Raw genomic sequence first — 14,184 nt, 5'->3', positions numbered from 1 at the left:
TTGCGGTGTATGCGCCCATAGGCGCGTAGGTACTAGGACGGCAAAGTTAACTGGCAGGCCTGCTGTTCAAGAGCGGCCAGGTAGGCGCCGGGATCGTGTCGAAAGCGGGTGCGCAGAGTTCGCGCGCGGCGGCCTCTCTCCAGGCGCTGACGCAAGCTTCTCCAGTGCTCCCGGTTCGCTGCGCCCAGGTCTCGCGCCGTGGGCGCCTGCACGCGGGTCGCAGTGGCAGCGAGCAGCCGGACCGAGCCGCGCAGAACCGCACCGGGGGCCGCCGTCTTGCGGCCCGTCGCGCGCCGCTCATGATAGCGCTGAGAACCGAACAGCTGTTCGAGATCGTTGTTGGCGCGCGACGTCCGGCACCGCATAGGTGTGGAACAGGCCAGGCCGATAGCTGCGCGTGACCTTCTGGAAATGAGCGAAGGCCCCGGCCAGCGTCCCAGCCTTGTCGCGATGCCGCTGCATCGCGCCCAGCACCCCATTCACCCGCCGCCGCACCATGGCGGCACTCTCCTCGTGCGGGTTGCCGAGCCAATGTGCTACGGCGTGCACGAACCGGTAGGCGTACTCCACATCCGGCCACAAGGCGGCCGTGCGCTCCAGCGCCCGGCCAATCATCTGGTGCAGTCGCGTGAGCGCCGGCCCGAGGCCCCCTTTTGCTGCCCCCGGTCCAGGCTGCCGGCGACCGTCTCCAGCCGTTGCTTCAGTTTGAGGCCCGCGGCGGCCAGCGGCGCCCGGCCGTCATCGGTGATCGCGCTGCGCACCGCCGCACAATACCCCTGCACGAGCGCTGCTTCGGCATCATCCCGCTCCTCCACGGTGCGTTCGATCCGGCGGATGCCGCGGACCTGCTTCTTGAGTTCCTTCTTGGCATGCCGGTCGGCCTCGACGATCGGATGCGCCGCCTCGCGCAGGACATGGAACTGGCACCGCTGATGCGGCACCCCCGGCAGCACCTGAGCAACCGCCTGGCGAATGGCGGTCTGACCGTCGCTGATCACGCCCACGACCGGCACGCCCACGGCGTCCACCGCCTCGCGCAGCAGAACCGCCAGATCCTGGGCCCGGCCGGAGAGCAGGCTGCGGGCCAGCACGATGATGCCGGACAGACAGTCGCGGATCACCCACAGCACCTCATGGCCGACATCCGGCTGCACGCCATCCACCGCCAGAATCACCCGCCCTTGCTGGGCCAGGAGCTTCTGCAGAGGGCGGCGCTCCATCAGCCGAGTGGCGAGCAGCTCATCATAGCGGTCGAGCAGGTTGGTGACGCTGCGCTCGGCAATGGCGACGCCGCGGGCGGTGAGCACCGCGTGGATCTCGGGCACGCTGCGATGCTCGCGGTGCCGCAAGGCCCCGACCAGCGCCACGATGTCCAGTCCGAACTCGTGCTGGGGCAAGGCCAGGGCGCCCTCACTCTCGGGCCGGTAAGGCTTGTGGAAGCGGGCGCAGCCCATGGTCTCGCACCAGCGGATCTTGAGCCGCAAGCGCACCGAGCCGGTTAGCGTCACAAGGGTGCGGTGGTTCTCGTAGCGGACGCGCATCCGGGATCCGCAGGCCGGACAAAGCCGACAGGCGGGACGCAGCACCCGCTCGCGCTCCGGCGGCTGGCGCCCTGAGAGTCTGGTCATCCCGCACCTCCCATCAGGTACAGAAGACCCCCACCACCACACTCTACCAGACAGTTAGCTTTGCCGTCCTAGGTAGGTAGAGGTCCCGGCTGTAGAGTTGCCGGTAGACACCTTCGAGTGGCAGGCCTCGCTTGCCACGATCAGAGTAGACGGCCATGACTGTTTCGGCGCTTGCCATTTCGGCTACCTCATAGCTTTGACCATCAAGGCACCTGCGGTCCTTCGCCATGTGGACGGCTTTCCCGTCCTCGAACTACTACGACCGTTCCGTCGCCATGGGCCTCGCGGCCGGCAGGCGATCCCGTGTTCGTACGAGTCGAACGTGTTAGCGCGACGTAGGTCCCCCGTTCGTCCCCTTGAACAGCCCCATTGGCCGTCGCTCGGCAGAGGAAGTTTCGGGCAGCGAAAGTGATACTACCCTACTCTGCCGACCACGCCCTGACATGCCGCGGCGTGGGATGTGACGTTCGATCACTGGAGACTGGGGTTCAAGCAATCCAGCCTTGACCATATCGCGCGGGCCTTGCAGGGCGTCGGGTCTGGCATGTTCGCCCAACCCCCGCTTCACCACCATGCTCTTGTCCCTTAAGGATTTCACCATCCGGTAAGGTGGTTGACCCAGAAGCATTTCTCCCGGCTCCTCTCATCTTGGATGAGGATTCGACTCGCCGTTTTCACGGCGCGCACTCTCGCGTCATACGGCTCCCGATGTTCGGCCGTTTCCATGCAGCGGAATGGAAAACGGCTTTGCCATGGCCACAGAGCTCCTCCCGTGACCGGTTGGCTCTGCGCCGCGGCGGAACACTGCAGCCCCTTCGGTCCAGTCCCATGACAGAACCTTCCTCCTGACTCAGAGCTGCTCCGCCCCTGTGCCCCGCATCGGTACTCGGGTCCTTGCGGTTTTTGCCGCTTGGACGTCTCCCTTGGCAGCGGGGCGACAGGTTCTCACGTTCCATACAAGAGCCTGATCCGGCTTCGCGCCGCCTACATGCCGGATGTCGCTCGGGCGGTCTTCAGGACAGCCCCCGAACTGATCCCGGGACCTCGACGACTTCCCGGTTTTGACATCATCTTTGGCATTTCGACACGTCATCAGCGGTTTGCTTTCGCTCGCCTCTCCGGATCGTACCTGACGGGACTGAGGTCCCGCCTTTGGCTGCAACGCTCACCACGGTCGCTCTTGACGGCCGCAGCTTGCAGGGGTTTGAGGCCGGCACCTGACTGCAGACCTCGAGGGGCCAACCCTCATCTCTTGTACAGCTCCACATCTCCTCCTTCAGAGATGTGTTCGTGACACACCGTCCAAGAACCACTTGTCTCCTGGCTGCGGCTGGCGCCGCTTGAAGCTGTTGGCGTAGGTTCGTCCGAAGCGCAGACTCCACTCACGGATGGTCTCGTAGCTGACCACGACGCCACGGGCCGCCAGGATCAGCTCGACATCGCGCAAGCTCAGGCTGAAGCTGTGATACAACCAGACGGCCTGGTTGATGATTTCAGCCGGAAACCGGAAGCCGCGGTACGGGTTGGACGTCGTGCTCATGCCCGAAACCCTGCCATAGGTGCCGACCTATGCCAACTTGACAGTACCATGGCGGCCGCGCAAAATCCGATTAAGAGGACAAGAGCGAATTTAGCGCACAGGACTCCGGCGGCACCCGCAAACAGTACACCGGCCAAGACAGTCGATAGCGCAATGAGGAGAATCATTCTGCTGACTTGAAAACCTTATCAGCAGTAGTTGAGTCTCACCGCGTCGCGGAGGCAATTTCTATGAGAGACTAGCTCAATCTAGTGAGCGATCAACGCATTAAGAGGATCTACAACGTCAAGTACATCTACAGCCAATACGAACGCAGCCAGAGCAGTTCCGAGATAAAGAGCGGCTATAGCGAGGGCCTGCATAGTACCACCTCGGTGGACAACCAGCAGGATAATCTGCCTTCGCGACATTAGGAGCAATGTTCCTTCGCGATATAACTCCTTTTCGTAGATTAGGACGGGAGCATCGAGCGCTACAGCTCCACCCAATCCTCAGCGCGCATGCCGGACTGGGATGTGAGCGAGACGCTCAGGCCGGTGCGCGGGTCGAGGATCAGCATCAGGCAGTGTCACAGCCCGCTATCTGTCGTGGATAATCCGCAAGAAGATTCGACTCTTCGACGAAGATCGGGATCCTAGGCTGCCTACTCAGCCGGGGGGCAGTAGCCACGCATGACGATGACGACGACGATCCCTTTCCAGCGGGGCCGAAGCCTCCGCGCCCGAACGATTCATCTGCGGTTATCTTCAGGTGGCTCGGGTTAATTGGCGGGCTTATTCTCTGCGCGCTGTTCATATTCTACTTCTTGGACTGAGCCGCTGGATCAGAGATCCACCAAATCCTCAGCGAGCATGCCAGACTGGGATGTGAGCGAGACGCTCAAGCCGGTGCGAGGATCGAGGATGCGCATCAAGCCCGTTTCGGGCTAAGTTCTAGCTCACTGCGGTGGCGCGAGATGCACGCATTTTGGAGGCGACCATGTTCGGCGACTTCCCATCAGGACGAAGACGGTTTTGGGCCATGATCATGCTGATCGCGATCATTGGGATCGGGGGATTGTTCCTGATGTGGGCCTTTCACGTATGACCCGCTATGAGAGTTCCGTCCAATCGTCAGCAAGCATGTTCGACTGGGATGCGAGCCAGCCCATGAGGATCTTATTGTCCGCCGTCTTCATGATGATGTACGGCAGGACCTCGGTCAGACGATCGTCATCAGTCAGGTCTGTGTCGCCACTCGTCGCGAGCATGTAGCGCTCATAGACGAACTGCTTGGTGTGCTCATTCCAGAACTGCGCGGGCCCGATCTTCTGGCCCTTATCGCGGCAGAGCCACATCCCTTTGCCGTTCCAGCCGGCGCGGGCAACGCGCTTACCGGCCTTCAAGGCTTCGATGGCTTCATCGAAGTTCATGCAGTTGCTCCCACATGGAGCCCGTTCTCGACTCGGAGCAAACCAACTGTGATCTGTCAGCGACGACGAGCCAACTCGCGGGAGCTCTGATGCGGCACGTATTTCGAGCGCGAGTGGCCGCCGAGCGTGCTCTTCCGGCCTGAGGCGATGCGAGGATCGATGACCGGATCAAATTGAACAGGCCGAAGAGACCTAATGACAACACAGTGGCAGGGCGCGCGAAATAGTGGCGGATCAGGCACATCAGGTTTCCTTAGAGAAAGCCGCGTCCGGCATGATTTTTGAAGGTCTTCGCGCGGCGGTCGTAGGCCTTGAGCGTCTTCACTTCCCTATGGCGGGTGACGTCCATAACCTTCAGCAGGTCGGCGCCCGCCTCGAGGGCGGAGATGACGAAGCCGGCGCGCAGCGAGTGGCCAGAGAAGGTTTCGGGGTCGAGGCCTGCGGCCCTCGCGTAGCGCTTTACCACTGAGGCGACTGAGCCCTCGGAGAGGCGATCCGGGTTTACAGATCCGCCCTTTCTCATTGAGTGGCGTCAGCCTTTTCGGCCTGGGCGTACTCCGCAGCCGACCTCAGTGCATCCGTGACTGTCGGCGTGTTGTCCGCCGGCGCGACGGGCACCGGCAGGTTCATCAGTTTATCAAACCAGTATACTTTCGACCCGCTTTGCAGATCGGAAACCGTTACGTGCTCCAAATTTCAGCCCTTCGCGATTGGTCACGGGAAGGGTGATTATCGTGAGTAATTTTATGCCCAGTCGCCGGTGCCTGAGCGGCGCAGCGGCTCTTTCGGGTGAGGCGTACTACTATCTAGGCCGCTCTTCTGGTGAAGTGTGACCGCAGCCTGTCTCGGGCTACTCTTGCATATGAGCCGAATGCCGGGGGCGACCATGACTGACGACAGTTGGATTGATGACTTCATCCAGGAAGTGAAAAAGCTCGCGTACGATATCCCGCCGCCCAACCCGTACACGGCGATGCTACTGTCTCACTGCCTCGAGGCGGAACGCCATCGACTGAGGGAGAGGCACAAGACCGAGGACGCGAAGTTCAAAGCCCTCTGCGGCCCTCTTGCCGGCATCATGATCCAATCGGAATCGAGCGGCCCTCGTTCTTGATCAGACCCGCTTCGGATCGCGGAATTCGACCGTCACAACCTTGCCTTTGGCGCTCCGGATCGGGCCCGGCTTGATGGCCGCTTTGGGCTCGGAGCGAGCGAGCGTGAACTTGCCCGACAGAAAGTTCGCCAACTCCGAGATCCGGGGGGCAAGCTCGTCGCGAGCTTCCTGAAACGCATGCGGGTTCCGCCTGTCCGGCGGAGGGAGACGCCTCGCCTCATCGGCAAGATTGCGCAACTCGGCGGCGCACGTGTCGAAGATGCTCGTGGCGAATAGATTGTGAGGGGTCTGGAAAAAGAAAGCGCCCCAGAGCCGTGAGGCGGGGGCGCATTTCTGTGGACGCTAGATAGTCGGCCCTGAACAACCCACAACCGATTGAGGCTGAAGGATTCTTCGTTTTCGCGAAGCATTGTAAAATACTGGTTCCTGGGGAGTGACCCGCTCAAACTTGGTGTTTTGCCATGGGACCCAAGCAAACCAGGCGGGCCCGCGGGTGGCATGACAGGATTAGGATCTGGTGCCGGCACATCAGGCTGGGGCGGAGAGGGAACGACTGGCTGCTGTGGATCAGACATCATGCGCAACCTCCTGCTAAATTCTCCTGAGAGCTCCTCAATCCCACCGTCGGGAGATCGTCTCCGGGCGGTTCAGAGGGCTCCGGCGGCAGGTCCGGCTCTTCGCTGGGATCAGGCTCGACCTCAGGGACCGGCATCGGCAAGTCAGGCTGCGGCGGCACGGGAATGTCCGGCTGCGGCGTGTCAGGGTAAGGGATGTCAGACATGGAAACATCCTCGACAATTTTTGTGAGAAGCCACAATCACCTGGCAGGTTCCCTCATCCAACAGCCTCATCGAGAGACACTGAGCTGCGGCAACGGCCCACACTTGCGGTAGCAGTCCCCAGCCTCGACCAACTAAGCCTATGGAAGGCTTTAGTTTTTACGTTTTCTAAACTGCATGGAGAGAGCTTTGTCTGATGAGGTGACAAGCACAACGCGTCTGACAGCGCCTCAGCGACCAGCTCTCCGCTTGCAGGGATGCCCCCTGTCAGACCTCAAGGGAAAGCTGCGCCAAGCGGGCCTGCGCCCGACCCGGCAGCGCGTGTCCCTGGGCTGGCTGCTGTTCGGCAAGGGCGATCGGCACATCACGGCCGAAATGCTCTTCGACGAGGCCACCCGGGCGCGGGTCCCGGTCTCGCTGGCGACGGTCTACAACACCCTGCACCAGTTCACGGAAGCGGGCCTCCTGCGCCAGCTCGCGGTGGACGGCGCCAAGGCCTATTTCGACACCAACCCGACCGAGCATCACCCTTTCTTCCTCAAGGAAGAGGGTGAGATCGTCGACATGCCCTCCTCCGGCCTGAGCGTCGCCGACCTGCCCGAGCCTCCCGAAGGCATGGAAGTGGCCGGCGTCGAGATCATCGTCCGCCTGCGGAAGACAAAGCGCGCCTTCTCATGAGCATGTCCTGGCGAGCGGGTCCAGGATCGAGGCGCTGCCCATGCCGCCGCAGCACTGAACGAAGGACGGACCTGGTTGGACGAGACGCGATCAGTTGAGATCGACGTCAGCCCTCAGCGGATCAGGGCGCGGGGTGCCCTGCGCTCGACCAGAACGGTCTGTCGGCCCGTTGCGACCCGCACTTGGGTCGATGGGCGAGCGGGCCTGCGCGGAGGCGCCTTCAGGATTGCGAATCTGACATCCGGCTCCGGCAATCCCATCAAGCCTGCGGCAATCTCGGCCTGGCCATCGATGTCATCGGTGAGCCCCTGCGCGGCATGGATGGCCTCCTCCAAGGTCGGCGGCTTGAAACGAAGCGAGGTCCGGACGGCAGACGGCTTGTTCCTGGGTGATGGCATCGAGGTTGCATTCAACAGGACGACCCATGGCTTGGCGCAATCGTCACGGCCGGTCGGAGTGTTCCGGCCACGGGTTCACGGTCTCATGGAGTGCTTGTAGGTGCGGATCTTGGACAGGATGTAGATAACGAACATGGATGGCCCCCTGGCAGATCACGGCCCTGGCGGCCGACGATCACTGCCCTTGCTGCACTGCAGCATATTGGGATGCGCCCTGCTGCTGAGGAGCCGAATCCTCGAAGAGGTGTTATGCCTTTGCAGCATAACGCTCAAGCTATCTGCCACAGGCAGAATCTAATCGCATGCGCGTCCACGCGCAGGCCCTCTGGAATCCGACAGAAAACAGATGATGGGGTTTTCTTTCGCAGCCGCGAGACTTATGCACTCCAGATTGGGAATGTCTTCTTCCGGCATGAACCAGCTACGCGGCTTTTGCATTGTCGTGCGCTCTGCAGCCGACTCTGAGACCGGTGGCTGTGGATCGTGGCACATCCAAGAGCTTGGCTTTGGTACGCGGAGAGCTGCCGCAGTAATGCCTCTGGACGAAGCGTGCTGAGCGAAGCACCATTGCTCCTCGACACCTGTATCCCTGGGGATGAGATGACCAGTCCAAGCGGTCAGAAGGTGCAGAGGCGCCTCGCAGCAATTCTCGCGGCCGACATAGCAGGCTTCTCCGCGCTTATGGGCCAGGATGAGGAAGGCACCCTCGCCAGGATCAAGACGCTTCGTCGGGACGTCATTGAGCCGAAGGTGAGTGACCATCAGGGGCGCCTGGTAAAAACAACCGGCGATGGCTTTCTGGTTGAATTCTCAAGCCCTGTGGAGGCGGTTCGCTGTGCTGTGAAAGTTCAGGCGGCTCTCGCGTCCGAAGCCACCCATGCTGCCCGACCGGGGCTCCAACTCCGCATTGGCATCAATCTCGGGGATATCATCATCGAAGCCGATGGCGATATCTACGGCGATGGAGTGAATGTGGCAGCTCGCCTGGAGCAGTTGGCTGAGCCCGGAGGCATTTGCGTCTCTGGCAAAGTCTACGACGAGGTCAGGGATAAACTGCCGTACCTCTTTGAGGATCAGGGGGAACAACAGGTCAAGAACATAGCAAGAGCCGTGAGGACCTTCAGGTTCTCGGCCGTGACGAAGATGGCGCCATTGCCGGGAGCGATTTCAAGTCAGCCCCTAACACTGCCAGACCAGCCATCCATCGCGGTACTGCCCTTCAACAACATGAGCGGCGATCCACAGCAGGAATTCTTCGCGGATGGGATGGCCGAGGACATCATTACCGCACTTTCGCGTCTGCGCTGGCTGCTCGTCATCTCGCGCAACTCCACCTTCGCCTACAAGGGCAAGGCGATCGACGTGCGTCAGGCCGCCCGCGAGCTTGGTGTCCGATACATTCTGGAAGGCAGTGTAAGAGCGTCGGGCAGTCGCATTCGCATCACAGGGCAGCTCATCGATGCCGCGAACGGAAAGCATATTTGGGCAGAGCGCTACGACAGGCTGCTGGAAGATGTCTTCGCGGTTCAGGATGAGATCACCGAAAATGTTGTGGCTGCAATCGAACCTCATCTTTATGCCGAGGAGGGTTACAGAGCCCGGAACAAGCCACCCGAAAGTGTCGATACCTGGGGCTTAGTCGTGTCAGCCCTCAGCTTGATCAACAAGGCGCAACGCAAATCGAACGAAGAGGCGCAGGCGCTTCTTCGACGCGCCATCATTCGTGAGCCAAGTTATGCGAGAGCGTACGCCATTCTCAGTTGGGCAGTGTGGTGGGAAACCTTCTGCTACTGGCGCTCAAGAGAGGGAGGCTTTCGCGAGATGACCGATCTTGCCAAGCGCGCTTTGGCCCTTGATCCGAGCGAGCCCTGGGCCATGATGAGCTATGGCTTCAGCTTGAGCACGATGGGTCACCATGACCGTGCCTTGGAGGAGATGAAGAGGGCTCTCGAGATCAATCCGAGCTGGGCGCTTGGACGCACCATGTATGGCGTGGCCCTTCTCAGGGCCGGTTACTCCGCCGAGGCTGTCAACGAGACAGGAAAGGCCATACGGATGAGCCCGTTGGATACGTTTGCCGGGATCTACGTGGCATTCCACGGGCTGACCCTGCTCGGAGAGCGCCGCTTCTCGGACGCTCTGTCGTTCCTGCGCCGTTCGGTCGTGGCTTTCCCGGAATTTCCGGGGCACCACAATGCGCTGATCAGCTGCTGTGGGCATCTCGGCCTTGTGGAGGAGGCACAGGCACATATCCAGCAACGCAACCAGATTGGCCCCCCAATCACTGTAGGTCGCCTCCGCGCAAATCTGGGGGATTACGCTCACTGCGAGCTGTTCATCGAGGGTCTGAGAAAGGCTGGAGTGCCGGAATAGGGACCTGCTCGGACCAGTCAGGCGACGAGCCTCCACAGAAATACCTGTCTTTCGCTGAGCAATGAGGGACTAAGGTAGCGGGACACTCCCAGAACCGATCACCTGCCGCACTCGAGACACGAACCTGTGATCTCCTTGTTTGCATCAGCCTTGTGCGCAGCGTCGAGCCGCCACCCGGGTCAAGAACGGCGGCCTTCCGGCTGATGTCTCCATCAGGGGCGGTATGTGGGCGAATTTGGGCCCATGGTCTCTCGGGAGGTTGAAATGCCGGCTCCAATCACCATCAGGTACGATCTTGACTCAGGAACGCTCGTCCAGCGGGGAAGCCAAAGCCCCGGGGCATCGGGCGCGGCGGAGCAGGACAACTTCCTCGGGAGCCTGATTGCGCTGTCGGGTGCGACCTTCGCGCCAGGAGACACTCAGCTAACCGTCCGTGTTGAGTTCGTCGACCGGGAAACCGGCGTCACGCAGTCCCTGCGGCTGAAGGACTTGGGTGTCGGTTCGCCCTACAATCCTTCATCATTTGTGGGCGCCACCCTCGGGGATCCTCCGCCGGCCGTGTTCCCCAACAACCATAAATTCGCACCCGGACTGAGCTTCGGCGGTCCGACCCTTCCCGCCGGTGCACAGCTGACCGTGGATACCGCCCTAATAGGGGTGATCGGCGCAGCCCTTCCGCCCCCCAGTATGACGGCCAACCCCGTCACTGATTTTGCCGCACCCAATATCGTTTCATCCGACCCGAACGCCTTCGAGTATGTGATGCTGCCCGACCTCCTCGACGGCAACCAGGAAGCCACGTTCAGCGGGTTCACGCTTACCCTCACAGCCGCGCTTCCGGCGGGCGTGTCCAGTTTCTCGCTGGACCGGATGCAGTTCAACCTGGGCAGCGCGCAGGTTGACCTACTTCGTGACGCTCTGCCCCTGCATGACGTCCGCTTTGGCACTGATGCTCGAAACAACTTCACGGCCACGGACGCGCCAGCAATCTTCTTTGGCGAGGGTGGGAACGACAGCCTCACGGGCGGCGCGTTCGCCGATATTCTCTTTGGGCAGGAGGGTCACGATCAACTGTCGGGCGGCTTTGCCAACGACCGCCTGTTCGGCGGCGACGGTAACGACCGGATCAACGGCGGGGGCGACGATGACGAGATCCGGTGCGGGGCCGGCAATGACCGAGCCGATGGCACCGCAGGCGATGACCGGGTCTTTGGTGGCTCAGGGCATGATCGCCTGAACGGTGGTGAGGGTGACGACCGGGTGCGAGGGGACAGCGGAAATGATCGCCTTGATGGCGGACTGGGTGCGGACTTTCTAACGGGCGGGGCAGGCTTCGACCGCTTTACCTTCAGCACAGCCCTTGGCCCAGAGAATATCGACACGATCAACGACTTCCGGAGCTCTGATACGATTGTGCTGGACAACGATGTATTCACGGGCTTGACCGCTGGCGTGCTGCGAGGCAGCGCGTTCCGTGTGGGCACGGCCGCGGTCGACAGCAGCGACCGGATTATCTACGACACGGTCTCGGGCGCCTTGTATTTTGACTCCGATGGTGTTGGAGCGGCAGACCAGACGCAGTTTGCAACGATTGCCGGAAGCCCCAACAATGTCGCCGCAAGAGACTTCCTGGTGATCTTGTAAAGTGGGAATCGGTCTGTTGCAGTGGTGGCTTGATCAAAGGCCGGAGAGACGTATGGTATCTTCGTTAACGAGACCATAGGGTGCTGGACTGGACCGACGGGCGCCATCCATTCATGACAACGCCCTTCATCGCCCGCGCCGCCACACCCCGAGCCGGGCGGAGCGGGCCTGATCCTCGGCCGCCTGAAGCTCCTCCGACGCGTCCGGGGTTGCCCGCCCGCCGCCCGCCGCCAGGATGATGGCCGAGAGGTTGTAGTTCCCGATCCGGCAGCGCTGGACGCCGGGAGCGTCGCTCGGGGCGCAGGTCACTTCGCGGCGTCGCAGGAAGCGGGCGAGCTGGCGGGCCAGGGTGCCGCGCTCGCCCTGGATGCCCTCGAGCCGGACGATTGTGCCGCGGATCGCCAGGGTCCCGGTGTCCATCACCTCCGGCACTCCGCGCACGAGGTTGGCCCCTGCGGCGGGCGCGGCGGAGGATTCGGGATCGGTGTTGGCCACCTTGTCGGCCGGAGCCTGGCGCTTGTCCTTGGCGAGCAGCGGAGCGGCCCTGGTCAGGAAGTCGCGCCAGATCTCCGCCGGCAGGTCGCCGCCGACCACCTTGTTCATCGGCGCATTGTCATCGTTGCCGACCCAGACGCCGACGATGAGATCTGGTGTGAAGCCGATGAACCAGGCGTCGCGATACTCCTGCGTGGTGCCCGTCTTGCCGCCTGCCGGCACGTTCGGGAGACGTGCCGCCTTGCCCGTTCCCTCCCGCACCACCGCTTGCAGCAGGTCGAGCATCGCCGCGCGGCTGCCGCCCAGACCCTCCGTGCGGGGCGCGGCGCCCGGGCGGGTGAACAGGGCCTGCTGCGTCGTGCCCTGGATCGAGCGGACCGTGTAGGGCTCGAGCGCCAGGTTGCCGGTCGCCACCGCCGCGTAGGCGCGGGTCATCTCCAGCAGGGTCACCTCGGCGGACCCGAGCGCCAGGCTCGGCACCGCAGGCAGCTCGGACTGGACACCCAGGCGCTTGGCCGTCTCGATCACCGCCGGGATGCCGACCTCGTCGGCCAGTTGCGCCGCAACCGTGTTGATCGACTGCGCGAAGGCGTTGCGCAGGCTGACGGAGCCGCGGAAGCGACCATTCGCATTCTGCGGCTCCCAGTCGCCGATCTGGGTCGGGCGGTCGACGACCGTGGACTGCGGTTCGTAGCCTTTCTGCATCGCGGCGAGATAGACGAACAGCTTGAACAGCGAGCCGGCCTGCCGCCGCGCCTGCGTGGCGCGGTTGAACTGGCTCGCCTCGTAGTCGCGGCCGCCGACGAGCGCCCGGATGGCGCCGTCCGGTGAGAGCGCGACCAGGGCCGCCTGCGATACGTTCTTCTGCCGCCCCTCGTCATCGAGCCGACGCTCGATGACGCCCTCGGCAAGGCGCTGGAGCTCCAGGTCGAGGGTGCTGCGCAGGGTCAGGTCGCCGGAGGCACCGCCGAGCAGTCGGCGCACGTCGGCGGCCGCCGTGTCGACGAAGTAGTTGGTGCCGGGCGGCGTCTCGGGTGGCACGCGCAGATTCACGGGCTCGGATCGCGCCGCCTCCGCCTGCTCCGCCGAGATCGCCCCGGTGTCGATCATGGCCTGGAGCACGGTGTCGGCCCGCTCCTTGGCGCCTCCCAGATTGCGCGTCGGGGCGAGCTGGGACGGCGCCCGCACCAGGCCGGCGAGCATGGCGGCTTCGGCGAGGGAGAGCTCCTTCGTCGCCTTGGCGAAGTAGCGCCGTGCGGCCGCGTCGACCCCGTAGGCGCCGGAGCCAAAGTAGGCCGTGTTCAGGTAGCGCAGGAGGATCTCCTCCTTGCTGAGCTGGCGCTCCAGCCAGAGGGAAATGACGGCCTCCTGGATCTTGCGGCGCAGGTTCTGGTCGGGCGACAAGAACATCAGCCGCGCCAATTGCTGGGTGACGGTGCTGCCGCCCTCGCGCGTGCCGCCGGCCTGCCAGTTGCGCCAGGCGGCCCGCAGGATGCCCCATGGATCGACGCCGTGGTGGCTGTAGAACCGTCGGTCCTCGATGGACACGACGGCTTGGGCAAGGTGGGCGGGCACGTCGGCTGCCGTGACCTTGGTGCCCTTGAAGACGCCGCGGGTCGCGAAGGTCTCGCCGCCATCCGCCTCGACGACCAGGGCGCTCGGGGTCGGGTCGACCTGCAAGCCGCCGTCGAGCGGCAGGGTCGCAATGCTGTAGCCGACGATCAGGGCCAGCAGGACGGCGAAGCTGCCGGCGACGATGAGGGCGTGGCGGCGCCGGATGCGCCCCAGGAGGCGCTGCACTCCCGTGCCAACACATGCTGCACCTCTGATGATCGGCTCGCGCCATGGGCCGAGGACTGTCGCGGCGCGGGTCGCCGCAGTACGCGCCCGGCGCAAGGCGCCAGCGTACATAAGGCGGGTCCGTGCCATCGCCCTTTTGGCCAGCCGCCTGCCTTCCTCCATGGTCCTCCGGCCTGCCGGTGGCACCCGCGCGGCCAGCCGCCCGAAGCGGGAGGGAGCCAGGGTCTGCGCGGGGTCCGCCAACGACAGGATGTCCCTCTGCGGCTTGGGTCCGGAAGGCTCATCCGAAGTTGGGGTGGGTGTCGTCACGATCCTCGGCTTTCC

7 protein-coding genes and 3 pseudogenes are annotated in these 14,184 nt (G+C 63.2%); 3 read left to right on the top strand and 7 right to left on the bottom strand.

What is annotated here, in order from left to right; all coding sequences use genetic code 11:
- Window positions 1-32: 32 nt before the first annotated feature.
- From BB934_RS35505 to BB934_RS50310, 5 genes and pseudogenes are all read right to left on the bottom strand, one after another.
- Window positions 33-1,541, bottom strand: a pseudogene (locus BB934_RS35505) (transposase).
- Window positions 1,542-2,922: 1,381 nt separating this feature from the next.
- A pseudogene (locus BB934_RS35495) lies at window positions 2,923-3,168 on the bottom strand (IS6 family transposase); the annotation flags it as partial.
- Between the two features lie 1,090 nt (window positions 3,169-4,258).
- Window positions 4,259-4,579, bottom strand: a pseudogene (locus BB934_RS35490) (DUF2829 domain-containing protein); the annotation flags it as partial.
- Between the two features lie 253 nt (window positions 4,580-4,832).
- Window positions 4,833-5,102, bottom strand: a complete 270-nt coding sequence (locus BB934_RS35485; protein WP_099514492.1) for a tyrosine-type recombinase/integrase — start codon at window positions 5,100-5,102, stop codon at window positions 4,833-4,835.
- A gap of 591 nt (window positions 5,103-5,693) precedes the next feature.
- Window positions 5,694-5,825 (bottom strand): hypothetical protein, encoded by a 132-nt coding sequence (locus BB934_RS50310; protein ID WP_257792386.1) that lies wholly within the window; start codon window positions 5,823-5,825, stop codon window positions 5,694-5,696.
- Between the two features lie 824 nt (window positions 5,826-6,649).
- Here BB934_RS50310 and irr point away from each other — a divergent pair.
- Window positions 6,650-7,150, top strand: coding sequence for a Fur family transcriptional regulator Irr (gene irr, locus BB934_RS35470; protein ID WP_099514489.1), 501 nt, complete (start codon window positions 6,650-6,652; stop codon window positions 7,148-7,150).
- Window positions 7,151-7,263: 113 nt separating this feature from the next.
- On the opposite strand, the gene BB934_RS35465 is transcribed toward irr, so the two are convergent.
- On the bottom strand, window positions 7,264-7,548 hold the full coding sequence (locus BB934_RS35465) for a hypothetical protein (RefSeq protein WP_099514488.1): 285 nt from the start codon (window positions 7,546-7,548) through the stop codon (window positions 7,264-7,266).
- Window positions 7,549-8,148: 600 nt separating this feature from the next.
- Here BB934_RS35465 and BB934_RS35460 point away from each other — a divergent pair.
- Entirely contained in the window at window positions 8,149-9,921 is a 1,773-nt protein-coding gene (locus BB934_RS35460; RefSeq protein ID WP_099514487.1) for an adenylate/guanylate cyclase domain-containing protein, read from the top strand.
- 264 nt (window positions 9,922-10,185) lie between these two features.
- Entirely contained in the window at window positions 10,186-11,565 is a 1,380-nt protein-coding gene (locus BB934_RS35455; RefSeq protein WP_157934519.1) for a calcium-binding protein, read from the top strand.
- 126 nt (window positions 11,566-11,691) lie between these two features.
- Here BB934_RS35455 and BB934_RS35450 read toward each other — a convergent pair whose 3' ends face one another.
- Entirely contained in the window at window positions 11,692-14,169 is a 2,478-nt protein-coding gene (locus BB934_RS35450) for a PBP1A family penicillin-binding protein (protein ID WP_237050587.1), read from the bottom strand.
- Window positions 14,170-14,184 lie beyond the last annotated feature (15 nt).

It is taken from the genome of Microvirga ossetica, assembly GCF_002741015.1.
In the GTDB taxonomy this organism is placed as follows: Bacteria; Pseudomonadota; Alphaproteobacteria; order Rhizobiales; family Beijerinckiaceae; genus Microvirga; species Microvirga ossetica.
Note: the sequence above shows the minus strand (reverse complement) of the source record. Positions and strands in the feature narration are given on the sequence as shown.

Bases quoted from the DNA above. Each gene is read 5' to 3' on its own strand.
- irr (WP_099514489.1), top strand. From the start codon at position 6,650: ATGGAGAGAGCTTTGTCTGATGAGGTGACAAGCACAACGCGTCTGACA.
- BB934_RS35485 (WP_099514492.1), bottom strand. From the start codon at position 5,102: ATGAGAAAGGGCGGATCTGTAAACCCGGATCGCCTCTCCGAGGGCTCA.
- BB934_RS35465 (WP_099514488.1), bottom strand. From the start codon at position 7,548: ATGCCATCACCCAGGAACAAGCCGTCTGCCGTCCGGACCTCGCTTCGT.
- BB934_RS35460 (WP_099514487.1), top strand. From the start codon at position 8,149: ATGACCAGTCCAAGCGGTCAGAAGGTGCAGAGGCGCCTCGCAGCAATT.
- BB934_RS35455 (WP_157934519.1), top strand. From the start codon at position 10,186: ATGCCGGCTCCAATCACCATCAGGTACGATCTTGACTCAGGAACGCTC.